Source organism: Pseudomonas sp. SCB32, from assembly GCF_009189165.1.
GTDB lineage: Bacteria > Pseudomonadota > Gammaproteobacteria > Pseudomonadales > Pseudomonadaceae > Pseudomonas.
The window spans coordinates 568,268-591,453 of record NZ_CP045118.1 but is presented as its reverse complement, the minus strand read 5'-3'; the positions used below and the strand labels follow the sequence as shown (position 1 = coordinate 591,453).

The following is a 23,186-nucleotide window of genomic DNA, read 5'->3' as shown; positions in this document are numbered from 1 at the left end:
TTACAGAGGGCTGACCTGTTCAGAAAGAGCACTGACATCCCCAGTCAGGAGCCACAGTGCGTATTTCCGATAGCGAGGGTGCGCGACGATCTTCTGGAGCGACACCAGGCTGATCTCAATGCGCAGGTTCGACTCATACTTTTTGAGGGTGCTAATCGAAAGCCCCACCTCCTCGCACAGAACCGCCTGGGTGACCTTTTCCCTGGTCCTTACGGCCTTCAATCGGTCCGCAAGCAGCATCATTGCACCGGGCTGACCTGGCCGCATTCAGGCGCAACGGTGTCCGTCATCAACCAGAGTGCGTACTTCATGAATCGAGGGTGTTGAAGCACTTTCGTGAGTGCGCCGTATCCCATCTCGAAGGCAGACGACTCGTACTTCTTCATCGAGTTGATACTGATGCCAGCGAGATCACCAAATTCCTTTTGGGTAAGCCCTTCACGGCTGCGAATGGCTTTCAGCTTGTCCGCAAAATCCATCTTTCCTCTCTTGACAGGGGTTCATATAGACACCTAACCTTGGTGTCTATATAGACACTTTGCTTGGCAATATCACTAGAGAGGTTAGCAGAATGCAGATTGTCATCGACACGCCCTACGTAACAGTTCAGGAGTTTTCGCGCCGCTCCGGACTCTCCGACCGCTCCATTCGCCGGGAGATCGAGCAAGGCCACTACATCATCCGCCCCAAAGCTGAAGGCACGAAAACCAGTGTGCTGATCAACATGGTGCATATCGCCATGGAGGCCGCCGAGCAGGCGGAGCGCGTTCGTCAGGCTGCCCAGGATTAAGGGGGCCGAATGAACTTCGAGGACATCTACCGGCTAGACGTGATCCAGGCCCTGGAGAACGACCACCAGCTGGACTTCAAGGACATCGGCGAGAAGTACCTACAGAAGGGGCTCTGCCCCAACTGCGGCCACCGCACCCTGTACATCGGCTGCAAACAGCCGTATGTCCTGGCGTGTAACCGGCAGAACGAGTGCCGCTATACCGAGAAAACCCGCGAGCGCTACAGCTACCTGTTCGAAAACCTTAGCGAGCGCTTCCCCCGGACCGAGGCCAACCCGACCGCCACTGCTGACGCCTACCTGCAGCGTAACCGTGGCTTCGACACTAGCAAGATGCCGGGCTGGTATACCCAGGAGCGTCGCAAGCTTGCCGACGAGAGCTGGGGTGACACCGTCCGTTTCCAACTCTGCGACGGCTACTGGGAGCGCCTGATCGACGCCCGAGCCGTTGAACGCAACGACGGCGCGAAGGCCGGCATCAAATACGGCATGAGCTACAAGGGGCAAGGCTGGGTGCCGCCAGGCCTCACCTTCGACAAAGGCTGCCGGGTCTACGTGGTGGAAGGGATCTTCCACGCCATTGCCCTGACCCTGGCTGGCTACAAGGCTATCGCCGCCATCAGCTGCAACAACTTCCCCTGGCAAATCATCGAGGCCCACAAAGAAAAGCTGATCACCTGGTGCATCGCCCTGGACAACGACAAGGCTGGGCGCTCCGTAGTGCCCAAGTACCTGGCGCAGCTCCGCAAGATGAAGGAAATCGGCTGGGTAGCGCTCGGCGACCCTGACCGTGACTGGGACGACGTGTACCGCGACGGGCAGTTGGATGATGCCTATTTGCAGGAAGCCTGCTACCAGGGCCGCCTGTTCTGCGCCACTACGCCGATGAAAAAGGCCTACCTGCTGTACCTGAAGAAGCGCACCGGCTTCTTCCTGGTGGAGTTCGGCAGCTGCCTGTATTCGGCGCGGGTGAACCTCACCGAGCTGCAGAAAGACATCGAAGGCGACGACATCGAGGGCCACCAGCCCGAGTTCGCCAAGCACACCACCATCACCGAGGTAGCCAACTGCGTGCCGCGCTTCGAGTACATCGAGCGCGATGCGGTCACTGGCGAACAGCGCTTCTTCTTCAGCTTCGATTTTCCCAACGCCCGCCGCAGCTGCCGCGAAGCGTTGCCGCCCAGTTCGGTGAACGACCCGCGCAACTTCGCCAAGGCCCTGATCGAGAAAACCCCCTTCGGCACCTTCGAAGGGGGCGAGAAGGTGCTGGCCATGCTCCGCAAAGAGTGGCAACGCGACGCCCGCACCGTGCGCACCTTGCCTTACATCGGCTTCGACGACGACACCGCCGCCTACTGCTACCCCAGCTTCGGCTATCACAAAGGACAAGAAATCATGAACAACGAGCATGGCTATCTGGAGGTGAGTGGCGATGGTCTGAAAACCTCTGTACGCAGCATGGCCGTAGTGCGGGGTGGTGACTTCGATCCGGAGTGGTTCGCTGACTTCATGGCGGTGTTCGGCCTCAACGGCCTGGCGGCACTGGCCTGGTGGACTGGCTCGCTGTTCGCCCAGCAGATCCGGGCGGCACAGGCATCTTGGCCATTCCTGGAGTTAACCGGCGATGCCGGCGCGGGCAAATCCACCCTGCTGCGCTTCCTCTGGATGCTGGTCGGTCGGCGCAATGAGGAAGGCATCAAGCCCAGCGGTAGCGGCGCCTCGGCCATCGGTCTGCTGCGCGCCATGGCTGCCGTCAGCAACCTGCCGGTGGTGCTGCTGGAGTCAGACAAGACCACCACTGACGCCATGGGCCGCGAGGTGGTGGTTCAGTACAACTGGGAGGAAATCAAGGCGTTGTTCGACTACAACGCCAAGCTGCGCGTGACCGGCGTCAAGAGCACCAATGCCGACACCGAGGCACTGCTGTTCCGCGGGTCCATCTGCATCTCGCAGAACTCCAAAGTGGAAGGGCATGAGGCGATCATCACCCGCATCGTCTACCTGCACATGACCCGCGCCCACCACAGCCCGGCACTCAAGCCACTGGCCCAACGACTACGCGGGATGGAGGTGGAGGACGTGGCCGGCTTCCTGCGCGCCGCGCTGTGCGACGAGCGAGGTTGGCTGGAACGCTACTTCGCCGCTTTCGCCCACTACGAGCAGCGCTTCCAGGCCATCCAAGGCGTTGAGCACAGCCGGATCGTGCAATGCCACGCCCAGGTGATGGCCGCAGCCAAGGCCACCCAGGCGCTGTTCCCGGCCTGGACTGACAACGCCCTGGAATCCCTGGCCAAGCACCTGGAAGGCTGCGCCCTGGAGCGGCAGCAGTGCATTGGGGCGGAGAACAAAAGCGCAGCGCAGTTCTGGCAGATCTACCACTTCCTGAACGAGGACGTGGTGACGATCACCGAGAAGGGCGAAACCCGTGAAGAAATCCGCGAGCGCCTGAACCACAGCAATGATCGCGACCTGATCGCCATCAACCTGGAGCACTTCCAGCAGGCCTGCCGCCACGCAGGGATGGAGGTACTCCCCGCCGTCACCCTCCGCCGCGTACTGCCGCTGAGCACCACCCACCGCTTTATCGAAGTGCGCAAGGTGCGCTCCAAGCTGGAGAAGCGCCCCCTCAACTGCTGGGTGTTCGCCAAGCGGGGGAAGGAGTGATGAGCAACGGGATGAAAGTGGGCCTGGGCAGGCCTGACAGCAGTAGCTGTGTTTTGTGCGTATCCCCTCAGTCCATCCAGAACATTCGGAACATTAAGAACAAGGAAGAAAAACTCAAGACAAACCAACAACTTACATACAGAAAACCGTTCCACCAACTGGGGAACAAACAGAAACAAGCCGGGACAATTTCAGGAACACAGGTTCCAGAGATGTTCCGGAATTCAGGACTATTCGTAAAACGCTGCAGCCCTAGTGCCACGTGGGCCGCAGCGACTCATCTGGAAAATCCGTTCCGCTTGTTACCAGTAGCACAGGAACAATTCCAAGCGGCTGGAGGCCCCGTAATTCAAGGCCTCCAACAATGCGCAGGGGCGCTAGTTCCGGATGTTCCGGACTCCCGATGGGCATACGCGGGGTTTTCTCTTTCCGCGCCTCTCGACCACCTGGCCGCCTCGCACCTGGACACCGAGGTGTTCCAGGTGCTGGTCGGCCTGCTGGCCAACTACGACAACGCCCTGAGCAACTGAGAGAGGAGCAACCCCATGAGTAACACCCTGAGCGCAGCAATGACCCACGCCATGGAACACCAGAAACAACGCCCCGCGCTGGTCACCGCCGGCGTACAGGCCCTGAATCGACTGGTCCCGATCGCCCTGCGTCCCTCCGGACAAGGCCGTGCTGTCGGTCGCTTCCTGCTCGGCCTGTACAACGGAGAGGACTTCCCCTTCGACCTGACCGACCTGAGAGGCCTGGACCTGGTGCTGTTCGAGGACTGCCTGAAGGTTCTGATGATGGACTACAGCCCGGAGCTGGAAGTGCATGAGCGTGTCCAGAACGGCAGCGCGATCTGGCAGCAACTGATGGAGATGTGGGCGCCGGAGGTAATGCAGGAATGCTGATCGCCTACACCGCCAACGGCGCCCCGGGCGAGATGCCACTGCCGACCAGCTATGTCGACAACCTGCCCGCCGAGAGCTTGGCCGAGCTGGTGGCCAGCGATTACTGGCGCCACCACCCCAGCGAGACCCCAACCGAGAAGACCCTGATCCACCTGACCGTGGTGGACGGCCGCGACTTGGGGGTGTTCGAGGTGCGCCGCGACTGGCGCCCTGTGTTCACCGCCACCCCTCTTTCCACTGAACAGCCCCACCCCTGAAAGGAGTAACCACATGCTGATTCTGACCCGCCGTATCGGCGAAACCATCCGCATCGGTGACGACATCGAGGTCACCGTACTGGGCATCAAGGGCAACCAGGTGCGCATTGGCGTCACCGCGCCGGGCTCTGTCGATGTTCACCGCCAGGAAGTCTACGAGCGCATTCGTAGCACTACGGCGTCGCTCACACCTGCCCTGCAGGACTGACCCGGCCTAGCCGGAAATGAAAGGTGCCGAGGAGTTGCAGCTCCTCGGCACCGGCCACCACACAGGAGCCACACGATGAATGCTCAACACCTGAACAGCGGTACCACAAAGGCTACCACACCACCCCGCCACCTGCTGGTTACAGCCCTGATTGGCGGGGCCTTGGTCGGCTTCCTGGTCATGAAGACGCCGGAAGCCCGGGCACGCCTGGAAACGGTCACCGATATGGCGCGCCGTCTGGGCGAGCTGAGCGACCAGGATGCCCAGGTGATCGCCGCGCAGTTGGCCAAGTCGAGCCAACACCGTTCCCCCTCTTTGATCTGATGGAGCCCGTCGAGATGAGTGACGTAACCGAGAAAAAATGCCCCCGATGCGACTGGTGGCTGCCAGCCGATCTAGGGTTTTACAGCGCAGACAAGAGCGAGCCGGACGGCCTGCATCCGATCTGCTGGGGCTGTTTGAAACAGCTCGATGAGGTGCAAGCATGATCATCATCACCCGCTTCACCACCGGAACCTATGTAGCACGCGCCAAGGGGCTGAATGTCACCGCCAGCTGCGCGGAAAGCGCCCGCCGTGCAGCCGAGCGCGTGGCTGAGAAACTCGGTCGCAACCCTGACCTGCTGCAGTTGGAGGACAGCGACACCAGCGGCCAGACCTTCTCTCTACCGGAGACGTCTGATGAGTGACCCAGTGCTGTCCGCTCTGCAGATGAAGGCCAGCCCGGAAAGGCTGCAACAGATCCGCCAGCGACTTGGCGTCGGCTCCGCCTTCGAGCTGATCGAGGCCACCCAGATCCTGGACCTGTACACCAGCTTCGGAGTGGTCCAGGTGCCGCTGCCACCAGGTGAGTTCTTGGTGGGGATGCAAGACCCGGGAGGGTGTCGACGGTTCGGTGTAGTGAGGTTCTCCTGCCTCGATGACCGGGAAGGCTGGGGATAGGAAACCAAGGGCGCTACGGCGCCCTTTTTCTTTGCCGGTGTTTTTCTAGCAACGATGCAATAGAACAATACCGTGCAAATTGCTGCGTCAAAGTGTCATTGCGTCAATTAACGCTTAATTATACCCCCGCAATTCCGACCCTATTACGTACATAAGTACATAAGCACAATTGTTCCTTTATCCATTTAACTGCATGAACCCCAAAAAACGTGTGCACGTTTTTATAGATTCATGCACATGAAACTACAATTTCCTGAAAATTGAGCCTTGGAATTCGGGATTAGTTTATGTGACAAATTGTCAAAGCCAGCAAGTGCGCGGTATACAGACATTTTACCGTGTATTGACAACCGAGATTAGGAACCGAACTTCCCAACCCCTAACCTTGGGTTTAAGAAACTTCCTAGAAACCTCCGAACGGGTCTTGACGCAACAATTTTCCGATGAGTAAAGTTCGCCCCGCCAAAAATTCTAAGCGCTAGGAGCGAGAGATGGAAAACGTCAAAAGGAAACTCACGGAGATTAGAGACGGTATGCAGGACATACAGTGCCAGGTGATATTCATGGGTTCTGCAATGACCTCGAATACCGCTCTATGCGAGCAGGCGCGGGCGGGTGCCTGGAGTATTTTCAGCGGAATTTCCAGCAAACTGTCGGACCTGGACGACGCGGCGAACCAGGCCTACACCGCCATCGATCAGGGCAGCGCGCCAAGCTGATCGAACAGTTGCCGCTGTTTCGCCAGGGGCAACTGGCGGAGACGGTCGAACAGCAACTGATCGACGTCCCCCGCCGCAGGACGAAGCGCATGTGAGTAAGTCAGGTTCATGACGAAGGTGTGGCCACACCGTGGATCGAGACAACCGCAATACAGCCGGACGAACTCCAGCGTCACCTCGTCCCTGGAGCCAATCCGGGCCTTGCCCCCACACTCCTTGCAGTAGATCCGCATCCCCACCCCCGTAGTTCCACAATAGGAACTATTGTGCCACAACATGTAGTGGCTCTATGCCTCCCGGAATCCTATACGCCGGTCCTCGCGTAGCGCTTCGTTGACCTGCAGGAACAGCTGGTAGATCGGGCGCATTTCGTTGTCCGTGTACACCCTGTCGATCTTCTCGATGTCACCGAAGCCCCCGACATTCTCCGGAATGATGCCGGCCAGCGCCGGGTTCATTCGCCACGCCGCGATGATGTCGTTGCGGGTGATGTTCTTCACCTTTTCCAGCTCGTCCTTGGCCTGGAAGTCCCCGACCGGGATGATCTGAATCGCCTTCTCGCTGCCGCCCGGGATATTCACGAACATCGACCGGAAGTTGCCCACGCCCTTGCTCGCGCTGATCTGCGCGCGCAGCTCCTCCTCGTCCTCCTCGGTCAGGTCCGGGTCGTTGGTGTAGAAGATGTAGCCCGCGTGGGCGCCGTTGGCGTAGTAGCGGCGCCGGAACAGCGTGGCGGCCTCGTTGAGCAGCAGCGCCTGCAGGCCGCCCAGGTAGTCGGGCACTCCGTAGATGTTCTGCTCCACGTCGTAGTCCATGACGTGCTCGATCTCGCCGGCCTCGAATTCGAGCTCTTTCCCGTCTGGCAACAACATCACGTAGCCGCCGTCGACCTTCACCCGCATGTTGATCGCCGGCAGGTGCTCCAGCTCCAGGACCTGGCCGAAGGCGTTTTCTCGCCGGTAGAAGTACGCCTCCCCGAACACCATGTAGTCCAGGCCTGCGCGCCCCATCATCTGCGTGCTGCAGCCGGCAGACGGCAGGAAGTCACGCAGCAGCAGGTTGCGCTTGAACTTGGGGATGGCGCCGTGGTGCGCGTTCGCGCGCAGCAGTCTGGCCAAGCCGACGCGGGACACCGGCGGCGTGTAGATGCGCCCGTTGTCGCTGGCGAAGACGCCGAGGTATTGCCCGATATTCTGCGTCAGCACCGCCTCGGGGGCGCCGAACGAGAACGCCCGCGTGGGCTGCTGTCGTGGCGGTTTTTGCTGCTGGTTTCTTCGTTTGGCCATGGCTGCTCTGGGTGCTCAGTGCGTAGCGGCTGCGGCGCCGCTTGTTGGTGTTGAGGGGTTCATGGGCCAGCGCGTGCATGACCGCCCAGGCCACGTCGGCGTGGCCGGTGGCTTCGGTGCGGGATGCGCTGTAGGTGATCTGGCCGCTGGCGGTGGTGCCGCGCTTGATCGACAGGAAGGCCTGGGCGATCTCCGTCCAGCCGGCGTCCCACTCGATGCGACTGCCCTGGATCGTGTCCTGGGCTTTGAGCACCAGGGTGTTCTTGGCTTCCAGGCTGTAGTGGATCGGGGTCGCGCGCGGGTAGAAGTCGCGCACCAGGTCGAACACGCCGTAGCCCACGCCAGTGATGTCGATCCCGATGTGCTGCACGTTGAAGCGCTCGCACAGCTTCTCTACCTGGCTGGCCTGGTAGGTGAAGGAGTGCCCCCGCCAGCTGTGTTTCTCCAGGATGCGGAACTTCCCGCCGGGCTCCAGCGGCGGCGCCACCACCACACAGGTAGCATCGTCGCGCGTGCGGCTGGGGTCGTAGCCGAGCCACACCGGCGAATTGCCGAACGGGCGCGGATCGTCCGGGTCGTAGTCGGTCCATAGCCCGAGGTCGGAATAACACCGCTCCAGGTCGGCCAGGCCGAAGGCGCTCTGTGTGCTGTCGATGAATTTGCACATGTAGAGCTGGTCGAAACGATCGTCATCGTTTTCCAGGCGCAGCTGGTCGATGTCGAACAGATCGCATCCACCGGCAATGGCGTCCTCGATGGTGATCACCTTGCGCCATTGGCCATCCGGGCAGAGCGCGCCGGCGTGGATCTGCGCGTCGCTCGGCCAGGTGCCACCGCCCCGCTTGCCGCGCTTGCTGTTGCGGAACTCCTCCCCCGTCCAGAACGGGTAGGCCTGGTGGGTGACGGCGCTGGGTGTCGAGAAGTAGGTCTTCCGCCACTTTTTGTGGGTGGCCATCGCACTGGCCACGGTGTTCAGCTTCTCGAAGTCCCGAATCCAGAAGTATTCGTCGATGTAGACGTGCCCATGGTGGCCCTGGGCGGTGCTGCTGTTGGTCGACAGGAAGCGCAGCTCGGCCCACGGTTTGCCGTCCTTGCTGAGCACGATGGGATTTCCGGTCAGCTCCAGGTCGAACCAGTTGGCGGCGAACGCCACGATGTAGCTGCGGAAGATCTCGGACTGGGCGCGACTGGCGGACAGGAAGATCTGGTTATCCCCCGTCAATACCGCATCCATGAACGCCTCGGCGGCGAAGTAGTAGGTCAGGCCTACCTGGCGCGATTTCAGGACGTTGCGGATCCGGCACGTCAGGGGATTTTGCTTGGCCTGGTGCAGCTCCTGCTGGTAGCCGTACATGGTCGAGGTGAACTTCTCCAGGAAGTCCAGCTCGGTCAGCGCGCTGACGTCGTTCTTCGGCTTCTTCTCCCTGCGCTTGCCGCCCCCGCGTTCCCCTCTTTCACCCCGCTCACGGCGGCCTTGGCGCTCCCCTTCCCTGCCGCCCTCGCGCGGCACCGCGGCTGCATCCGGCTCCGCCCAGGGCGCCGGCTTGGCCGCCTGCTTCTGCAGGCGCTCGCGCAGCGTGGTCAGGCGGTCCAGCTCGTCCAGCTCGCCCTTACTCAGGGTCTCGGGCTTCTCCAGGAGCAAGGTGATCCGCCGGCTGACAGCGGCCAGCGGCTCCTCGTCCGTCAGCATCTCGTCCCAGCCGCCTTTGGCGATCCAGTAATAGACGATGCGGACGTTTGGCAGGCCGAGCTGCGCCTGGATCTCGCGCGGTTTGCAGCGGCGCAGATAGAGGCGCTTGGCGGTTTCTTTGACTTCGATGGAGTAGGGCATGGGCCGCAGTCTATGCGGCGAAACGGCATCGAACGTGCCGATAAATTCCTTAATATTCCTATTTTTATCAGATAGTTACGCAGCAAAAGCAAAGCGTTTGTTTAGGTTCTGACAGCTCCCTATGGTGGGGTCTCCGAAGCCCTCCGAGCCCACCAATCCATGCCCCGCTCCCTCGTCTCCTACTGGAAGCGCGTCGCCACCAGCGGCACCACCGCCGACGGCCGCGAGATCACGCCCCAGGAACTGCGTGATATCGCCGAGACCTACAAGCCGTCGCGCTACACCGCCGTGATCTGGTGCGACCACGAGCGCTGGCCGGGCTCCCACGGCACCGTGTTTGCCGTGCGCCTGGTCGAGCCTGCAGACGACCCAGAGCTGGAGGACGACCAGGTTGCGCTGGAAGCCCAGCTCAAGCCCAACGACAAGCTGCTGTGGCTCAACGACCGGGGCGAAAAACTGTTCGGCAGCATCGAGATCACCCCCAACTTTGCCAACTCCGGCAAGGCCTACCTGACCGGCCTGGGCGTCACCGACGAACCGGCCAGCCTCGGCACCCAGGAGCTGTACTTCTCCCGGCGGACCCACAAGACCGCCTACTTCGCTGCTTCTGTCGAGCTGGGCGCCCTGCGCGAGCCGGAAGCCGCCCCCGGCGAATCGGGCCTGATCAATGCCCTGACCGCCTTCTTCAAGCGCTTCGCCACCGAAGCCCTGCCGTCCGCCCCTACCCCGCAAACCCCAACCGAGAGCACACCCCCAATGGATGAAGCCACCGCGAAAGCGTTGAAGGCCCTGCTGGAACAATTACTGCTCGTCGCCGCCGGTATCCAGGCCGTGATTGAGCCGGCGACCGCCGAAGTCGACGACACCGAGAACCAGGACCAGGTCGACAGCGTTGACACCGCCGTGCAGGACATCGTCGACCAGGCCGAACAAGATCGCGCGTTCGCGCGCCGTCGCCAGGCCGACAAAAGCGTCGACGCCCGCCTGGCGGGTATCGAAAAGCAGTTCAGCCAACTGCTGAGCACCGTGCAGGCACGTCAACTGCCGCGCACCACCGGCCCGGCCGCCACCCAGAAAAAGAAGGTGTTCTGATATGGCCCAGCCATTGAGCCCCGCCGCCGCCGAACGTTACGCCCAACTGCAGGTCGACATCGCCGAAACCTACGGCGTCCAGGACTCGACCCGGCAGTTTGCTGTAGAGCCCACCATCACCCAGGAACTGAACGACGCGATCACCGCGCGCGCCGACTTCCTGGAGCGCATCAACATCGTGCTCGTCAACGAAGTGAAGGGCGAGAAGGTCTTCATCGGCGTGAACGGCCCGGTCACCGGCCGCACCAACACCAAGAACAAGGACCGCGAGGCGAAGGACGCCTCCGGCCTGGACAACACCCAGTACGAGCTGCAAGACACCCACTCCGACGTGGGTCTGCCCTACGCCAAGATCGACGCCTGGGCGAAGTTCCCCGACTTTGCTGACCGCTATTCGGCGGCCGTTCTAAAGCGTATCGCCCAGGACCGCATCATGATCGGCTTCCACGGCACCCACGTTGCTCCGGATTCCGATCCTGTGGCCTATCCGAAGCTCCAGGACGTGAACAAAGGCTGGCTGCAGCAGGCGCGCGAGCAGATCCCGGCGCAGGTGCTGAAGGAAGGCAAGGTCGCCGGTAAGGTCACCCTCGGCGTGGGCGGCGACTACGCCAACCTCGACGCCCTGGTGCATGACACCAAGCAGATGGTCGACGAGAACCTGCGCGAGGACGGCGACCTGATCGCCATCATCGGTAGCGACCTGCTGGCCGCCGACAAGGCGAAGCTGTACGCCAAGCAGGGCGACACCCCGACCGAGAAGGAGCGCATCGAGTCGATGCAGGTGATCGCCACCTACGGTGGTCTCCTGTCCTTCTCCGTGCCGAACTTCCCGGTGAACGCCGTGCTGGTCACCAGCTGGGACAACCTGTCGATCTACATCCAGGGCTCCAGCTGGCGTAAGCAGACCGTCGACAACCCGAAGCGCTCCCGCGTCGAGGACTACAACAGCCGCAACGAAGGTTACGTGATCGAGCAGCTGGAGAAGTTCGCGCTGACCGAAAACGTCGAGCTGCTGGAGGCCTGACCGTGAGCCTGGCCCTTGCCCACAAGCGCCGCGTCCTGGCTGGTGGCTCGCCCACCAGCTCGGCCGCGCCGGCGCCGACCGCGTACACCGCCGCCAACGCCCTGACCAGCCCGGCCAACGCCCAGAAGCACCTGCAGCTGATGGTTGCCGCCATGGACCAGGATCTGGAGCGCATCAGCGCGATCAACAGCCGCGAAGCCCGCCAGCAGCTGAAGCGCGACGAGCTGCTGCCCAAGTACCTGGACTATGTGAAGCGCTACCTCGACAGCGGCTTGGTGTACCAGAACCCGGTCCTGGTCCAGGTCCTGGTCTGGCTGTTCGACACCGTGCAGTTCGAGGCGGGGCTGAACCTCGCGCTGATCTGCATCGAGCAGGGCCAGGCGCTGCCGGAGCGCTTCACCCGCGACATCCCCACGTTCGTGGCGGATGAGGTGATCGACTGGGCCGAGGCCGAGCAGAAGGCCGGGCGCAGCCCGGAGCCGTATCTGTCGCAGCTGCTGCTCTATGTCGACCAAGACTGGTACGTCCCCACCTTCGTCCCCGATTGGCAAGTGCCGAAGCCCTGGAAGCTGTTCGAGCGCATCCCGGCTCGATTCCACAAGGCCCTGGGCATCCAGGCCATGGAGCAGCAGCAGTGGGCGCTGGCCATCGCGCACTTCCAGCGTGCGGAAACCCTTTACCCCGAGATCGGCGTGAAAACCCGCCGCGAGGCCGCCGAGAAGGCGCTGCGCAAGCAGCAGGCCGAGCAGCAGGGCAACGCCACCGAGTAACCGTCTACCCACCCCCAGCGGGGCCTGCCCTGGTGTAACGGCTGCGTGCAGCCCGGACCACCAAAGGCAGTCACCCCGCCCTATTCGAGCGCCCAGCGATGAGCTTTTCCGGCAAACCCACCACCCTGGTGGATCGCGCTATCCCCAACGACGGCTTCTGGCCGGACCTGGGCGTGGCCGATTTTCAGACTATCTACCGCCTGCCGGCGGAGTACCTGGAGGAACTGCTCGTCGAAGGCCTCACCACCGCCATGGGCGAGGTCAACCGCGACCTGGCCAAACGCAAAACCGCCTGGCAGGCCGCTGGAATCACCAGCGTGGAGAACGCCGATCCGCAACTGCTGCCGGAGCGAGGTTTCTATGCCGCTGTTTACAAGCGTGCCGTGTACTGCCGCGCCAAAGCCCAGTTGCTGCAGCAGTTCGCCACCGTGAACCGCCGCGCCGAGGCCGCGAACCTCGCCAAGGAAAGCCCGGACACCGAAGCCCAGTTCCTCTCTTTCAGCCAGCAGGCCGTCCGCCTGATCCAGGGGCGCGGGCGCATTACGGCGGTGCTCCTGTGATCAAGCTGCGCGCCCTCACCCGGTTCCTGATCGACCGCAACCTGGTGCAGCCGGAGCAGATCGACAGCTGGGCGGAAAACGTCACGCTGCCTCTGTACTGGAAGCCCACCGAACAGGGGATGCACCTGGGCGATATGCGCTATCGCGCGGTGATCCAGATCGAGCGCCTGGCAGACAACCCGGCCCGCCTGATGGCCCTGGTGGGCTCCTGGCTGGAATCGAACGATCCCAGCCGCAAGGACGACGCCCTGGCAGATCCCACTTTCGACATCGACCAGTTGGACCCGGATACCGCCGACGTCGAGCTGCAGCTGGAGTTCATCGAGCAGCAGCACCTGGCCGAGTCGGACGACGGCGAGATCGAGGCCTTCGGCAAGCGCTGGGACTTCGTGCCGTTCGACCTGTGGGTAGCCGAGGACGGGAGGGTCACCGATGGCCAGACCGACCGTTAGTTTCGACGTCCGCGGCATGGTCGACGCCAAGGAGCGTATCGCGCTCTTGGAGCTGCCGGCGCCGAAGCGGCGCCGCCTGCTGAACAACGCCAGCAAGCGTATTCGCACCCGCAACCGTAAGCGCCTGGGCGAACAGCGCAACGTCGACGGCACGCCCTTCACCGCCCGTAAGGACGGCAGCAAACGGAAGATGCTGCGCGGCCTGGCCAAGGCCCTGCAGGTGGTCAGCCTTTCCGCCGATGAGGCCGTGCTGGGCTGGAAAAACCGCCTGATGGGCAGCATCGCCGCTGACCACCAGGAGGGCCGCCCCGAGCAGATGAGCGCGGCGCGTATGCGTCGGCTCGGCAACGCACCGGACTACGACGCCCCGGCCACCCGCCTGCAGGCTCGCGCCCTGCTGAAAGAGGGCTACCGGGTCCGCAACGGCAAGCGCTGGAAGCGCCCGACCCTCGCCTGGATTCAGGCCAACCTCAGCGCCGGCCGGGCCGGGCTGATCCTCGCCAAGCTCACCGGCGTGGCCAAAAAACAGCGCTGGCAGATCGAGCTGCCGGCCCGCGCCGTCCTCGGCGCAGACCACCAGGACGTGCGCGACATCGTGCGAACCGTCCTTCAGCAAACCCTCAACGCACCCCGATAGCGAGGCCTCGCATGGCTCAAGGCAAAGTCAGCGTCAACAACCTGAACCTGGGGCAAGGCCCGGTTACGGAAATCGAGCGCTATTTCCTATTCATCGGCCCGGCGACCAAGAACGTCGGCAAGCTGATCCCCCTGAATACCCAGTCTGACCTGGACAACGAGCTGGGCTCAGCGGCGAGCGACCTGAAAACCCAGGTCGCCGCCGCCCGCCAGAACGGTGGCGACCGCTGGGCCTGCATGGCTGCGCCCATCGGCGCAACCGACGACTGGGCCGCCGCCCTGGACAAGGCTCAGCGCGACGGCGTGTCGGTGGAAATGGTGGTGATCACCAAGCCTGTCACCAGCAAGGCCGAGCTGTCGGCGATGCACGACAAAGCTGTGGCCATCAACAACGAATACGGGCGTCGCGTGGTGTTCATCGCTGCCAGTGCCGGCATCGTTGCCGCCCAGGACTGGGCCGCCTACCTGGCCGAGCAGCGCGCCATCCTCTCCGACCTTTCCGCACAACGTGTCCTGGTCGTCCCCCAGTTGCACGGCAACAACCTGGGCGTGCTCTCCGGGCGCCTGGCCAACGCTGCCGTCAGCATCGCGGACAGCCCGATGCGGGTCGCCACCGGCCCCCTGCTGGGCCTCGGCGCCGAGCCCAGGGACAAGGATGGCATCCCCCTGCCGTCCTCGATCCTGGCCGAGCTGGACAAGGCGCGTTTCTCGGTACCGCAGACCTACCCGGACTATCCCGGCGTGTACTGGGGCGACGCCAACCTGCTGGACGCCCCGGGCTCCGACTTTCAGGTGCTGGAGTACCTGCGCATCACCGATAAGGCCGCCCGCCGCGTCCGCATCCTGCTGATCCAGCGTGTGGCGGATCGCCGGCTGAACAACAGCGCCAACAGCATGGCCGCGAACAAGTCCGCGCTGATGAAGCCCCTGCGCGATATGTCCAGGTCCGTGCTGTTCGCCGGCCAGCAGTTCCCCGGCGACATTCGGCCGCCCCGCGATGGGGACATCACCCTGGTGTGGTCGAGCCCCACCAAGGTCGAGGCCTACCTGGTCGTCCGCCCCTACAACTGCCCGAAAGACCTGACCGCAAACATTGCGCTGGATCTGGCCAGCGACAACGAGGAGTAAGCCCATGGCCCGTATCGGCGGCATGAACTTCGACATCAACCTGGGCGATCTCCAGGCGCACGTCGAGAAAGCCACCCTGGATATCACCGACAACTCTGCCGTGGCTCAGACCCGTGGCGTACCCGATGGCCATGTGGACGGCGACGTCTCGGCCAAGGGCGAACTGGAGCTGGACAGCTCCCAATTCTCGGTGCTGATCCAGGCCGCCGGCCGCGCCGGCAGCTTCCGCAAGCTGGACCCCATCGACATCGTGTTCTTTGCCAAGGCCGGCACCGACGAGTTCCGCGTGGAGGCCTTCGGCTGCAAGCTGACCGTCTCCAGCCTCCTGGACATCGATCCGAAGGGCGGCTCGAAGTCGGTGCACAAGGTGCCGTTCGAGGTCACCAGCCCGGACTTTATCCGCATCAACGGCGTGCCCTACCTCGATTCCACCGAGATCGAGGGCCTGCGCTGATGGGTGACTGGATGGACCGCGCGCAGCAGCGCGAGGCCCTGGAGCTGGACCGCGCACTGTCGGCCCGCCTCGCTGCCATTCGCCCAGCCGTCCCCAGCCACACCCACTGCATTTGCTGCGACGACGAGATCCCTACCGAGCGCCAGGCGCTCGGCGGGGTGACCCGCTGCGTCCCCTGCCAGACCAAGCACGAACGCGAGTACCGCCAATGACCACCAGCCCCTGGCCGAACTTCAGCTTTGCCGAACTGCGCTGCAAGTGCGGTCGCTGCTCCAGCGACGGCCGTGAGATGGACCCGGCATTCATGGCCGAGCTGCAGAAGCTGCGCGACCTGTACGGCAAGCCGCTGGCCATCAGCAGCGCCTACCGCTGCCCGAAACACCCGGTGGAGGCGCGCAAGGCCGAACCGGGCGAGCACACCACCGGCCTGGCCGTGGATGTCGCCATTCGCGGCGCCGACGCCTTGGAGCTGCTGCGCCTGGCCTTGTCGCTGAAGTTCACCCGCTACGGCATTAGCCAGAACGGCGTAGGACGCTTCATCCACCTGGGCATGGCGCCCAAGGGCGGGCGTCTGCCCAGCCCCGCACTCTGGAGCTACTGAATGCGCAACATCCTCGTCGCCGTCCTGGTCCTCGCCGCCGTGGCCGCCGTCGCTGGCGGTTGCGGCACTGACAGCACCGCCGCCCGCGCCGCGTCTGCCCTGGTGGCCACCTACTGCCGTGCGCCGGAACCGGCCCGCGTGCTGCTGCGCGCCCAGATCGCCGCCGACACCGCGCCCAACACCGTCCGCGTGGAGTGTGCCGCCGATGCCCTTTGATAGCTCTCTGGACCTGCGTTCGCTGCCTCTGCAGGACGCCTGGCGCGTGCTGCGGCCGCTGCAGCTGCGCCTGGCCGATGGCCGACTGATCGTTGTCCCGGTCGGCTACGTCACCGACCTGGCCAGCGTCCCGCGCATCGCCTGGCGCATCGTGCCGCGCGACTACGCGCCGGCCCGCGCGCCGGCCGTGGTGCATGACTACATCTACACCAACCTGACCCACCGATTCACCAAGGCCGAAGCCGACCGGATCTTCTACGACGCGCTCCTGGAGCAAGGCACGCCGAAGCTGCTCGCCTGGTTGATGTGGTGCTGCGTGCGGGTCGGTGGTCGCGGTAACTGGGGGCGCTGATGGAACTGTCCGCCGTGGCTATCAGTGTCCTGCTGATGCTGACCGAGCTGGTACTGACCGGCGTCGTTGGCTTCCAGGTCTACCTGTTCAAACAGATCAGCGCCGCCCGCCGTGAGCATCTGGAGTTTCGCATCGAGGTCGCCGAGCGCTACGTCCGCGCGGAGCACATCGACAAGGCTATGGAAAAGCTGGAGGACCGGCTGGAGCAGCGCCTGCAACACCTTTTCAACCAACCCACCCTACGGAACCACACCCCATGAGCGAACGCGCCGAGATCACCCTGGAAATCGCTGACCAGGAGTTCACCTTCAAGCTGACCCCGCAGGACGTGACGAAGTACTTCAACGCTGTCACCGCGAACAACAAGGTGGCCCCGTCCCACAACCTGCTGGTGAACACCGTCGCCCAGGAGCAACTGGCCAGCCTCAAGGCGCACCTGGTCAATCCAGTGATCACCATGAAGATCGCCGGCACGCTCCTCGAGGAGTACGCGCCGGACGTTGAAGTCACCGTAAAAAAGCGCTCGGCCACGCTGAACGCCTGACCGAGGACGGCCTGGGCCAACTGATGGCCCTGGTCACGCGCTGGCTACCTGGAGCGGAGCCCACGGTGGAGAACCTGGGCACCGCGAAGTGGCTGGAAGACGAGCACTGGCGCCGCATGGAAATCGCGGTCGCCAACGGCATAGCCAAGGCCTTCAGCGGCTGACCGAGAACCGGCATGGCAGACACCACCACCAGCAAACTCGACTTCATCTTGCGCCTGGTCGACCAGGTTACCGCCCCCGCCGCGAAGGTCAGCAAACAGCTGATGGATGTCGCCGAGGTGGGGAAGACCGGGTTCACCCAGGTCGGCGCCGGCGCCGCCGGCATGGTCGGCAGTGTGCTGGCCCTGCAGGAGAGCCTGGCCCCCGCTCGCGAGCAGATGGCGGCGGTGGGCGAGGTGCGCTCGCTCGGTGTGGCTGAGGACGCCCTGGACGCCCTGCAGCGCAAGTCCTTGGAGTTCAGCGTGGCCTATGGCGCCAACGCCACCGACTTTGTCCGCTCGGCTTACACCATCGAGGGCGCGATAAAGGATCTCACCGGCGACCAGCTGGCCCTGTTCACCAACGCTTCCAACGTCCTGGCCAAGGCGACCAAGACCGACAGCGAAACCATTTCCGCCTACATCGGCACGCTCTACGGCATGAACAAGGCCCAGGCCGATGCCATGGGCAAGAGCGAGTGGGTGGAGCAGCTGGCGGGGCAAAGCGCCCTCGCCGTGCAGATCTTCCGCACCAGTGGCCAGCAGCTGAACGACGCCTTCAAGGCCACCGGCATCGGCGCCTCCGCTGCCGGCGTGGGTCTCGCCGAACAGATGGCGGTCCTGGGCACGCTCGGGACCACCATCGAGGGCGGCGAGGCCGGCGGGCTCTACAAGGCGTTCTTCGAGAACATCGCCAACGCCGAGAAGAACCTTGGCATGCAGTTCACCGACAGCCAGGGGAAGCTGCTGCCGATGCTGCAGATCCTGGACAAGCTCAAGGCGAAGTTCGGCGACCTGTCCAAGCAATCGGACCTCAACGCCCTGACCGCCGGTTTCGGCGGCGAAGCCTCGCGCCTGATCGTCACCCTGATGAAGGACACCGACCGCTTCCGGGACGGCCTGGACCGCCTGGGCAAGGTCAAGGGCATGGAGCAGGCCGCCGCCATGGCTCAGGCCATGGTCGACCCCTGGGAGCAGTTCAGCGCCATGTTGCACAACGTGCGCATCGTGCTCGGCCAGGTGCTGCTGCCGGTGCTCAATCCGCTGATTGCCAAGATCACCGAGGTGGGCGTGACCTTCCAGCGCTGGGTGGTGATGTTCCCCAACATCAGTCGCTGGCTGGGCTACGTCACCCTCGGCGTGCTCGCCCTGGTGGCGGCCGCCGGCGGCCTGACCATCTTGGGCGGCATGTTGTCGGTGCTGTCCGTCCTGGTCAGCCCTGTCGCGCTCCTGGTGTTCGCCATCGGCGCCCTGGTGGTGGCCGTGGGCGCCGCGATCATCTGGTGGGACCAGTTGAAGGCGAAGTTCAGCGACTCCGCATGGTTCCAGGTGCTGCTCACCGTCATCACTCCGGTGGTGCTGGCCTTCAAGATCTGGTGGGCACTGATGCAACTGGGCTGGGCCGCGCTGCAGAAGCTGTGGGACGTCGGCGTGGCCGTAGTGGGCTGGCTGGGCGAGCTGCTGGGCGCCACGACAGGCGCGACAAGCGCCTGGGAAGCGTTGGTGTGGGTGTTCACCAACATCTCGCCGTTCGCGCTGCTGGGCAAGGCCTTGAAAGGGGTAATCGCCCTGCTCAACCAGATTCCCGGGGTGTCGATCGATACCAGCTTTGCCGACCTGCCGGAGCCGCCCGGGCTGACTGACGCGATGACCGCCGCCGAGCGGGCCAGCGCTGCGCAGAAGGCCCAGCAGACCATCAACGCCGCCATCCCCAGGCTGTCGCCCAGCACCGCCACGGCGGTGCCGCCGGGCGGCCTCCTGACCCGTATCCAGAACACCGACCAGGGCAAGAAGACCCACATCGAGAAGATGGAGATCCACACCAGCAAGCCGGCAAGCCCGCTGGAGCTGGAAAACTGGATGGAGATGGCGGCGGGATGAGCCTGTACATCGATCTGCTGATCGTCGGCAACGACCTGGCCCTGGATCAGTCCCGCCAGCCCCTGTTGGTGGATGACCGCGCAAGCATCGCCCAGGACATCGCCCACATGATCCGCGAGAGCGGCTTGCTGGTGACCCTCGTGGCCGAGCGCGACCGCTTCCGCCAGCGCGACTGCCTGCAGCAGATCGAGCTGCTGCTGGAGGCGGACGAGCGCCTGGTACCGGGTACCGCGCGAATCATCGAGCAAGACACTGGCGTGTACCTGGTGACCGCCAAGACCGTGGATTTTGGAGAGTTTGAGGTGGTCCTATGAGTGACATCGACTTTCGCCAGGCCCTGCGCGACTCGGGGGTTCCGACCACCGAGGCCGGGCTTCGCCAAGCGTGGGAAAGTGAGGCAACGGCCCAGGGCAGCGTCCTGAGCAATACCGGCGCCTACTCGCCCTTCTGGCGCATCGTCACCGCGCTGATCACCAAGCCAGTGCTGTGGCTGATCAACTTCCTGGCCGACATCGTGCTGCCGAACTTCTTCGTGAAGACCGCCCGCGACGCCTGGCTGGATCTGCTGGCCTGGCAGGTCAACGTCGAGCGCAAGCCCGCTACCAAGGCCCGTGGGCGCATCCTGTTCACCCGCAGCACCACGGCAGGCACCCTGGAGGTGCCCGCCGGCACCCGCGTACGTTCGGTAGCGATCAACGGCAACACCTACGAAGTGCTGACTCTCGCCCCGGCGACCTTCGCCGATGGCGCCGCCCAGCTGGAGATCGAGGTGGAAGCCTCCGAGGCAGGCAGCGGCTACAACCTCGCGCCAGGCTACTACGCCATTCTCCCGGAACCGGTCGCCGGCATTGTCCAGGTGGTCAACGCCGAGAACTGGCTGGCCCAACCCGGGGCGGACCAGGAAGGCAACGACGAGCTGCGCCTGCGCGTGCGTAACCAGTATTCCGCCGTCAACCAGTGGCACACGGACGCGGTGTATCGGGCCATGATCACGTCGTTTCCGGGCGTGCGCCCCGATGGCGTGTATTTCGAGCACGACGCCCCACGCGGCCCCGGCACCGCGAACGCCTTCGTCTTGTTCGAGGCCTCGGCGCCGGCCGCAACCTACCTGGAGCAGATCAACAGCTACATCCGCGACCAGGGCAACCACGGCCACGGCGACGACCTGCAGGTGATGGAGATGCCGGAGACGCTGCACGACGTCAGCCTGCAGGTGTGGCCCCGCACGTCGGTCGGCATCGAGCAACGCCCCGCGCTGAAAGCCGACATCGAGCTGTTCATCCGCGCGGCATTCCGCGAGAGCACCGCCAGCGACTACCAGCCGACGCTGACCTATCCGCAATCGCGCTTTTCCTTCAGCCGCCTGGGCGAAGAACTGCACCTGCAGTTCCCCGGCATCGAGTCGCTGCGCTTCAGCAACGACGACATCATTTCAGAGCTGGCCATCCCGCGCCTGAGAGTCCTGGGGGTGGTCCTTGCTTAAGCTGAGCCTGCCCTTCTGGCTCGCCGGCCCGGAGCTGGCCAAGCTGCGCCGTGCGGCGCAGAGCTGGTGGGACAAAGCCGAGAACTGGCTGCGCTGGCCCCTGCTGCAGCTGGACGCGGAGACCTGCCACCTGAGTGTCCTGGAGCTGCTGGCTTGGCAGCGCGACATCACCCGCTTCCAGGGCGAATCCGAAAGCCTGTTCCGCCTGCGCGTTCGCCACGCCTTCAGCAACGCCGTGGACGCCGGCAGCACCGCCGGCATGGTGCGGATCTTCCAGCGCCTGGGCGTCGGTTACGTCGAGATCGAGGAGCGCATGGACAGCGTGGACTGGGACGTGGTGCGCCTGCACCTGACCGACTCCCAGCTGACGCAATCGCCGGTACTGCTGCGCGTGCTGACGCAGCAGTACGGGCGGACCTGCCGCCGCTACGACTTCGCCACCATCACGCCAGTGGGGATGAACGTCGCCCTGGCCGACTTCAACGACGACCAGCTGACGCTGGTGGCCAGCCTGGACGAGCGCGCCGGGCGCCTGGTGGCCATCAACGAACTAGCCGTGGTCGCCAGTCTCTAGGAGCCCCCATGTCTGCAAGCATTACTCTTGCTGGTGAAAGCCTGATCGCGCAGAAGCAGGCCGCCCAGCAACCCCTGCAGGTCGCCCGCTTCGTCCTCGCCAACGTCCCCGGGCTGAACCCGAACGCCCCCGTAGATCGGGCGGCGAGCAAGCCGCCTGCCGCGCAGATCGTCCACACCGCAGCGGTCACGCGCGCCGGCTACGTGAACCCGCGCCAGGTGATCTACAGCCTGATGATCGGCTCCGACATCGGCGACTGGGATTTCAACTGGATCGGCCTGGAGAGCGCCGAGAACGTGCTGCTGGCCGTGGCCTACGTCCCGGTTCAGCAGAAGCGCAAGAACATCCCGCCGCTGCAGATCGGCAACAACATCACCCGGAACTTCCTGGTGGAGTTCAACGGCGCCCAGCAGCTGACCGGCATCAGCGTGGACGCGAGCACCTGGCAGCACGACTTCACCGTGCGCCTGGCCGGCATCGACCAGCGCGAGCGCCTGAGCAACCGCGACATATTCGGGCGTGCGTGCTTCCTCGCTGACAGCCTGCAGCTTGAACGCATGTTCGGCGCCTATCAGCTGAAAGCGGGGGTCGCCTACATCGAGGGCGTGCGCGTGGTGCTGCCCGAGGCCATCGGGATCACCATTCCGTCACTGCCGTCGAAAGTCTGGATCGACGTCGCCCTGGTGCGCCAGGCCAGTGACGTCGTGGTGAGCTGGGCGGCCGCGTTCGGCGCCAACCTCGTCGACTACTCCGACACCAACGGCGTGCGCCACTACCTGGTGCCCATCGCTGACGTCACCAGCAGCACGGCCATGGCCGACCTGCGCGCCTCCCAGCCGATTACTGGCGCCCTGGTGCAGCACTTCGCCGCCCGTGTAGGCGATTACGCGCAGCTGCGCGCCAGGGCCACCACAAAAGTGGATGTCGGCCTGGGCAACCTGCCCAACGCCAAGAGCGACGACCCGGACAGCGATTCCAGCGACGTTCTGGCCACCACCAAGGCACTCAAAGCCATGAGGGCGCTGGTGGATTCGGCCCAGGTTGGCCTGGTGGGCATGTTCCCGATGGGCACCCCGCCGGCGGGCTGGCTGAGAGCCAACGGCGCGGCGGTCTCGCGCACCGTCTTCGCTGCTCTGTTTGCGCGGATCGGGACCGCCTACGGCCCCGGCGACGGATCCACCACTTTCAACCTGCCCGACTATCGCGGCCTGTTCCCCCGTTTCTGGGACGACGGGCGCGGCATTGACGCGGGCCGTGGGCTTGGCACCTTCCAGGACGGCGCCATTCAGAGCCACGGTCACACGGCCAGGTCTGACGGCTCTGGCGCCCACACCCACAACGCCTGGACCGCCGTCGCGGGCGAGCACGCGCACTACGTCAGGACCGGCCGGGTAACACCAGACTCCATCGACTGGTCCGGCTATGAGGAACCCCGCAACCTCGTGAACTACGGGGAGGATGGTTACAACGACAAGCTGACCAGCTCCGGCGGTTCCCACAACCACCAGGTTGGCGTCGACGCCGTAGCCCACCACTCGCACACCATCACCGTCGATCCCACCGGCGGCGGCGAGACACGCCCGCGCAACATCGCCCTGCTCGCCTGCATCAAGTACTGAGG

At 64.1% G+C, this 23,186-nt stretch carries 36 protein-coding genes; 31 read left to right on the top strand and 5 right to left on the bottom strand.

Features of this window, described 5'->3' with window-relative positions; genetic code table 11:
* Both GA645_RS02810 and GA645_RS02805 read right to left on the bottom strand, forming a co-directional pair.
* Positions 1–240, bottom strand: a complete 240-nt coding sequence (locus GA645_RS02810) for a helix-turn-helix domain-containing protein (RefSeq protein ID WP_152227863.1) — start codon at positions 238–240, stop codon at positions 1–3.
* Positions 240–479, bottom strand: a complete 240-nt coding sequence (locus tag GA645_RS02805; protein WP_152219784.1) for a DNA-binding transcriptional regulator — start codon at positions 477–479, stop codon at positions 240–242. The genes GA645_RS02810 and GA645_RS02805 overlap by 1 nt, the downstream gene beginning before the upstream one ends.
* Before the next feature lie 92 nt (positions 480–571).
* Between GA645_RS02805 and GA645_RS02800 the strand changes: the two genes are divergently transcribed.
* The 11 genes from GA645_RS02800 (at position 572) to GA645_RS02755 (ending at position 6,481) form a co-directional block, all read left to right on the top strand.
* Entirely contained in the window at positions 572–790 is a 219-nt protein-coding gene (locus GA645_RS02800; protein ID WP_152219782.1) for a hypothetical protein, read from the top strand.
* A gap of 9 nt (positions 791–799) precedes the next feature.
* Positions 800–3,454 (top strand): toprim domain-containing protein, encoded by a 2,655-nt coding sequence (locus GA645_RS02795; RefSeq protein WP_152219780.1) that lies wholly within the window; start codon positions 800–802, stop codon positions 3,452–3,454.
* The gene (locus GA645_RS02790) at positions 3,454–3,984 is read left to right on the top strand and encodes a hypothetical protein (RefSeq protein WP_152219778.1); all 531 of its coding nucleotides are present in this window, start codon (positions 3,454–3,456) and stop codon (positions 3,982–3,984) included. Before GA645_RS02795 ends, GA645_RS02790 begins: the two co-directional genes overlap by 1 nt.
* A gap of 15 nt (positions 3,985–3,999) precedes the next feature.
* Positions 4,000–4,356, top strand: a complete 357-nt coding sequence (locus GA645_RS02785; protein ID WP_152219776.1) for a hypothetical protein — start codon at positions 4,000–4,002, stop codon at positions 4,354–4,356.
* The gene (locus GA645_RS02780; RefSeq protein WP_152219774.1) at positions 4,350–4,613 is read left to right on the top strand and encodes a hypothetical protein; all 264 of its coding nucleotides are present in this window, start codon (positions 4,350–4,352) and stop codon (positions 4,611–4,613) included. The genes GA645_RS02785 and GA645_RS02780 overlap by 7 nt, the downstream gene beginning before the upstream one ends.
* A gap of 13 nt (positions 4,614–4,626) precedes the next feature.
* Positions 4,627–4,821: a carbon storage regulator CsrA gene (gene csrA, locus GA645_RS02775; protein WP_152219773.1), complete on the top strand. Its 195-nt coding sequence runs from the start codon at positions 4,627–4,629 to the stop codon at positions 4,819–4,821.
* A gap of 75 nt (positions 4,822–4,896) precedes the next feature.
* Positions 4,897–5,145 carry a hypothetical protein gene (locus tag GA645_RS02770; protein WP_152219771.1) on the top strand — a complete coding sequence of 83 codons (249 nt, stop codon included), beginning with the start codon at positions 4,897–4,899 and terminating at the stop codon, positions 5,143–5,145.
* A gap of 14 nt (positions 5,146–5,159) precedes the next feature.
* A complete protein-coding gene (locus tag GA645_RS28740) occupies positions 5,160–5,309 on the top strand; it encodes a hypothetical protein (protein ID WP_178119474.1) in 150 nt (49 codons plus the stop codon).
* Positions 5,306–5,509: a hypothetical protein gene (locus GA645_RS02765; protein WP_152219768.1), complete on the top strand. Its 204-nt coding sequence runs from the start codon at positions 5,306–5,308 to the stop codon at positions 5,507–5,509. The genes GA645_RS28740 and GA645_RS02765 overlap by 4 nt, the downstream gene beginning before the upstream one ends.
* A complete protein-coding gene (locus GA645_RS02760) occupies positions 5,502–5,762 on the top strand; it encodes a hypothetical protein (RefSeq protein WP_152219766.1) in 261 nt (86 codons plus the stop codon). The genes GA645_RS02765 and GA645_RS02760 overlap by 8 nt, the downstream gene beginning before the upstream one ends.
* Before the next feature lie 491 nt (positions 5,763–6,253).
* Positions 6,254–6,481, top strand: coding sequence for a hypothetical protein (locus tag GA645_RS02755; RefSeq protein WP_152219764.1), 228 nt, complete (start codon positions 6,254–6,256; stop codon positions 6,479–6,481).
* Here GA645_RS02755 and GA645_RS02750 read toward each other — a convergent pair.
* From GA645_RS02750 to GA645_RS02740, 3 genes are read right to left on the bottom strand one after another with little or no spacing between them, the layout of a single operon-like run.
* Entirely contained in the window at positions 6,460–6,714 is a 255-nt protein-coding gene (locus GA645_RS02750) for an ogr/Delta-like zinc finger family protein (protein ID WP_152219762.1), read from the bottom strand. The two genes, GA645_RS02755 and GA645_RS02750, sit on opposite strands and share 22 nt — an antisense overlap.
* A 54-nt stretch (positions 6,715–6,768) precedes the next feature.
* Positions 6,769–7,629 carry a phage portal protein gene (locus GA645_RS02745; RefSeq protein ID WP_306092914.1) on the bottom strand — a complete coding sequence of 287 codons (861 nt, stop codon included), beginning with the start codon at positions 7,627–7,629 and terminating at the stop codon, positions 6,769–6,771.
* Entirely contained in the window at positions 7,526–9,598 is a 2,073-nt protein-coding gene (locus GA645_RS02740) for a terminase large subunit domain-containing protein (RefSeq protein WP_152219758.1), read from the bottom strand. Before GA645_RS02740 ends, GA645_RS02745 begins: the two co-directional genes overlap by 104 nt.
* A 159-nt stretch (positions 9,599–9,757) precedes the next feature.
* Here GA645_RS02740 and GA645_RS02735 point away from each other — a divergent pair, with 159 nt between their 5' ends.
* From GA645_RS02735 to GA645_RS02645, 20 genes are all read left to right on the top strand, one after another.
* Entirely contained in the window at positions 9,758–10,690 is a 933-nt protein-coding gene (locus tag GA645_RS02735) for a GPO family capsid scaffolding protein (RefSeq protein ID WP_152219756.1), read from the top strand.
* A 1-nt stretch (position 10,691) separates the two neighbouring features.
* Positions 10,692–11,714: a phage major capsid protein, P2 family gene (locus tag GA645_RS02730; RefSeq protein ID WP_152219754.1), complete on the top strand. Its 1,023-nt coding sequence runs from the start codon at positions 10,692–10,694 to the stop codon at positions 11,712–11,714.
* 2 nt (positions 11,715–11,716) lie between these two features.
* Entirely contained in the window at positions 11,717–12,484 is a 768-nt protein-coding gene (gene gpM / locus GA645_RS02725) for a phage terminase small subunit (protein ID WP_152219752.1), read from the top strand.
* 98 nt (positions 12,485–12,582) lie between these two features.
* Positions 12,583–13,044 carry a head completion/stabilization protein gene (locus GA645_RS02720; RefSeq protein WP_152219750.1) on the top strand — a complete coding sequence of 154 codons (462 nt, stop codon included), beginning with the start codon at positions 12,583–12,585 and terminating at the stop codon, positions 13,042–13,044.
* Positions 13,041–13,496 carry a phage tail protein gene (locus GA645_RS02715; RefSeq protein ID WP_152219748.1) on the top strand — a complete coding sequence of 152 codons (456 nt, stop codon included), beginning with the start codon at positions 13,041–13,043 and terminating at the stop codon, positions 13,494–13,496. Before GA645_RS02720 ends, GA645_RS02715 begins: the two co-directional genes overlap by 4 nt.
* Positions 13,477–14,133: a phage virion morphogenesis protein gene (locus GA645_RS02710; RefSeq protein ID WP_152219746.1), complete on the top strand. Its 657-nt coding sequence runs from the start codon at positions 13,477–13,479 to the stop codon at positions 14,131–14,133. The genes GA645_RS02715 and GA645_RS02710 overlap by 20 nt, the downstream gene beginning before the upstream one ends.
* 11 nt (positions 14,134–14,144) lie before the next feature.
* The gene (locus GA645_RS02705) at positions 14,145–15,260 is read left to right on the top strand and encodes a DUF2586 domain-containing protein (protein ID WP_152219744.1); all 1,116 of its coding nucleotides are present in this window, start codon (positions 14,145–14,147) and stop codon (positions 15,258–15,260) included.
* 4 nt (positions 15,261–15,264) lie between these two features.
* Positions 15,265–15,714 (top strand): phage protein, encoded by a 450-nt coding sequence (locus GA645_RS02700; RefSeq protein WP_152219742.1) that lies wholly within the window; start codon positions 15,265–15,267, stop codon positions 15,712–15,714.
* Complete coding sequence (locus GA645_RS02695; RefSeq protein ID WP_152219740.1) at positions 15,714–15,926, top strand: TraR/DksA C4-type zinc finger protein; 213 nt, start codon at positions 15,714–15,716, stop codon at positions 15,924–15,926. Before GA645_RS02700 ends, GA645_RS02695 begins: the two co-directional genes overlap by 1 nt.
* Positions 15,923–16,315, top strand: coding sequence for a D-Ala-D-Ala carboxypeptidase family metallohydrolase (locus GA645_RS02690; protein ID WP_152219738.1), 393 nt, complete (start codon positions 15,923–15,925; stop codon positions 16,313–16,315). The genes GA645_RS02695 and GA645_RS02690 overlap by 4 nt, the downstream gene beginning before the upstream one ends.
* On the top strand, positions 16,316–16,531 hold the full coding sequence (locus GA645_RS02685; protein WP_152219736.1) for a hypothetical protein: 216 nt from the start codon (positions 16,316–16,318) through the stop codon (positions 16,529–16,531).
* Complete coding sequence (locus GA645_RS02680) at positions 16,521–16,883, top strand: DUF1353 domain-containing protein (RefSeq protein WP_152219734.1); 363 nt, start codon at positions 16,521–16,523, stop codon at positions 16,881–16,883. The genes GA645_RS02685 and GA645_RS02680 overlap by 11 nt, the downstream gene beginning before the upstream one ends.
* Positions 16,883–17,143: a hypothetical protein gene (locus GA645_RS02675; RefSeq protein ID WP_152219733.1), complete on the top strand. Its 261-nt coding sequence runs from the start codon at positions 16,883–16,885 to the stop codon at positions 17,141–17,143. Before GA645_RS02680 ends, GA645_RS02675 begins: the two co-directional genes overlap by 1 nt.
* Entirely contained in the window at positions 17,140–17,427 is a 288-nt protein-coding gene (locus GA645_RS02670; protein WP_152219731.1) for a putative phage tail assembly chaperone, read from the top strand. The genes GA645_RS02675 and GA645_RS02670 overlap by 4 nt, the downstream gene beginning before the upstream one ends.
* A gap of 23 nt (positions 17,428–17,450) precedes the next feature.
* Positions 17,451–17,591: a hypothetical protein gene (locus tag GA645_RS28735; RefSeq protein ID WP_178119472.1), complete on the top strand. Its 141-nt coding sequence runs from the start codon at positions 17,451–17,453 to the stop codon at positions 17,589–17,591.
* A gap of 12 nt (positions 17,592–17,603) precedes the next feature.
* On the top strand, positions 17,604–19,508 hold the full coding sequence (locus GA645_RS02665; protein WP_152219728.1) for a phage tail tape measure protein: 1,905 nt from the start codon (positions 17,604–17,606) through the stop codon (positions 19,506–19,508).
* Positions 19,505–19,822 carry a DUF2590 family protein gene (locus tag GA645_RS02660; RefSeq protein WP_152219726.1) on the top strand — a complete coding sequence of 106 codons (318 nt, stop codon included), beginning with the start codon at positions 19,505–19,507 and terminating at the stop codon, positions 19,820–19,822. Before GA645_RS02665 ends, GA645_RS02660 begins: the two co-directional genes overlap by 4 nt.
* Positions 19,819–20,991, top strand: coding sequence for a baseplate J/gp47 family protein (locus GA645_RS02655; RefSeq protein ID WP_152219724.1), 1,173 nt, complete (start codon positions 19,819–19,821; stop codon positions 20,989–20,991). Before GA645_RS02660 ends, GA645_RS02655 begins: the two co-directional genes overlap by 4 nt.
* Positions 20,984–21,565 carry a phage tail protein gene (locus GA645_RS02650; RefSeq protein WP_152219722.1) on the top strand — a complete coding sequence of 194 codons (582 nt, stop codon included), beginning with the start codon at positions 20,984–20,986 and terminating at the stop codon, positions 21,563–21,565. Before GA645_RS02655 ends, GA645_RS02650 begins: the two co-directional genes overlap by 8 nt.
* Positions 21,566–21,573: 8 nt before the next feature.
* Complete coding sequence (locus tag GA645_RS02645; protein ID WP_152219720.1) at positions 21,574–23,184, top strand: phage tail protein; 1,611 nt, start codon at positions 21,574–21,576, stop codon at positions 23,182–23,184.
* The last annotated feature ends 2 nt before the right edge of the window (positions 23,185–23,186 follow it).

Coding starts and splice junctions, on each gene's coding strand:
- GA645_RS02660 (WP_152219726.1), top strand. CDS start 19,505: ATGAGCCTGTACATCGATCTGCTGATCGTCGGCAACGACCTGGCCCTG.
- GA645_RS02670 (WP_152219731.1), top strand. CDS start 17,140: ATGAGCGAACGCGCCGAGATCACCCTGGAAATCGCTGACCAGGAGTTC.
- GA645_RS02805 (WP_152219784.1), bottom strand. CDS start 479: ATGGATTTTGCGGACAAGCTGAAAGCCATTCGCAGCCGTGAAGGGCTT.
- GA645_RS02655 (WP_152219724.1), top strand. CDS start 19,819: ATGAGTGACATCGACTTTCGCCAGGCCCTGCGCGACTCGGGGGTTCCG.
- GA645_RS28735 (WP_178119472.1), top strand. CDS start 17,451: ATGGCCCTGGTCACGCGCTGGCTACCTGGAGCGGAGCCCACGGTGGAG.
- GA645_RS02750 (WP_152219762.1), bottom strand. CDS start 6,714: ATGCGGATCTACTGCAAGGAGTGTGGGGGCAAGGCCCGGATTGGCTCC.
- GA645_RS02645 (WP_152219720.1), top strand. CDS start 21,574: ATGTCTGCAAGCATTACTCTTGCTGGTGAAAGCCTGATCGCGCAGAAG.
- GA645_RS02665 (WP_152219728.1), top strand. CDS start 17,604: ATGGCAGACACCACCACCAGCAAACTCGACTTCATCTTGCGCCTGGTC.
- GA645_RS02700 (WP_152219742.1), top strand. CDS start 15,265: ATGGCCCGTATCGGCGGCATGAACTTCGACATCAACCTGGGCGATCTC.
- GA645_RS02790 (WP_152219778.1), top strand. CDS start 3,454: ATGAGCAACGGGATGAAAGTGGGCCTGGGCAGGCCTGACAGCAGTAGC.
- GA645_RS02740 (WP_152219758.1), bottom strand. CDS start 9,598: ATGCCCTACTCCATCGAAGTCAAAGAAACCGCCAAGCGCCTCTATCTG.
- GA645_RS02730 (WP_152219754.1), top strand. CDS start 10,692: ATGGCCCAGCCATTGAGCCCCGCCGCCGCCGAACGTTACGCCCAACTG.
- GA645_RS02765 (WP_152219768.1), top strand. CDS start 5,306: ATGATCATCATCACCCGCTTCACCACCGGAACCTATGTAGCACGCGCC.
- GA645_RS02780 (WP_152219774.1), top strand. CDS start 4,350: ATGCTGATCGCCTACACCGCCAACGGCGCCCCGGGCGAGATGCCACTG.
- GA645_RS02695 (WP_152219740.1), top strand. CDS start 15,714: ATGGGTGACTGGATGGACCGCGCGCAGCAGCGCGAGGCCCTGGAGCTG.
- GA645_RS02810 (WP_152227863.1), bottom strand. CDS start 240: ATGCTGCTTGCGGACCGATTGAAGGCCGTAAGGACCAGGGAAAAGGTC.
- GA645_RS02760 (WP_152219766.1), top strand. CDS start 5,502: ATGAGTGACCCAGTGCTGTCCGCTCTGCAGATGAAGGCCAGCCCGGAA.
- GA645_RS28740 (WP_178119474.1), top strand. CDS start 5,160: ATGAGTGACGTAACCGAGAAAAAATGCCCCCGATGCGACTGGTGGCTG.
- GA645_RS02710 (WP_152219746.1), top strand. CDS start 13,477: ATGGCCAGACCGACCGTTAGTTTCGACGTCCGCGGCATGGTCGACGCC.
- GA645_RS02785 (WP_152219776.1), top strand. CDS start 4,000: ATGAGTAACACCCTGAGCGCAGCAATGACCCACGCCATGGAACACCAG.
- GA645_RS02795 (WP_152219780.1), top strand. CDS start 800: ATGAACTTCGAGGACATCTACCGGCTAGACGTGATCCAGGCCCTGGAG.
- GA645_RS02755 (WP_152219764.1), top strand. CDS start 6,254: ATGGAAAACGTCAAAAGGAAACTCACGGAGATTAGAGACGGTATGCAG.
- GA645_RS02735 (WP_152219756.1), top strand. CDS start 9,758: ATGCCCCGCTCCCTCGTCTCCTACTGGAAGCGCGTCGCCACCAGCGGC.
- GA645_RS02690 (WP_152219738.1), top strand. CDS start 15,923: ATGACCACCAGCCCCTGGCCGAACTTCAGCTTTGCCGAACTGCGCTGC.
- GA645_RS02800 (WP_152219782.1), top strand. CDS start 572: ATGCAGATTGTCATCGACACGCCCTACGTAACAGTTCAGGAGTTTTCG.
- GA645_RS02770 (WP_152219771.1), top strand. CDS start 4,897: ATGAATGCTCAACACCTGAACAGCGGTACCACAAAGGCTACCACACCA.
- GA645_RS02705 (WP_152219744.1), top strand. CDS start 14,145: ATGGCTCAAGGCAAAGTCAGCGTCAACAACCTGAACCTGGGGCAAGGC.
- GA645_RS02675 (WP_152219733.1), top strand. CDS start 16,883: ATGGAACTGTCCGCCGTGGCTATCAGTGTCCTGCTGATGCTGACCGAG.
- GA645_RS02685 (WP_152219736.1), top strand. CDS start 16,316: ATGCGCAACATCCTCGTCGCCGTCCTGGTCCTCGCCGCCGTGGCCGCC.
- GA645_RS02720 (WP_152219750.1), top strand. CDS start 12,583: ATGAGCTTTTCCGGCAAACCCACCACCCTGGTGGATCGCGCTATCCCC.
- csrA (WP_152219773.1), top strand. CDS start 4,627: ATGCTGATTCTGACCCGCCGTATCGGCGAAACCATCCGCATCGGTGAC.
- GA645_RS02680 (WP_152219734.1), top strand. CDS start 16,521: ATGCCCTTTGATAGCTCTCTGGACCTGCGTTCGCTGCCTCTGCAGGAC.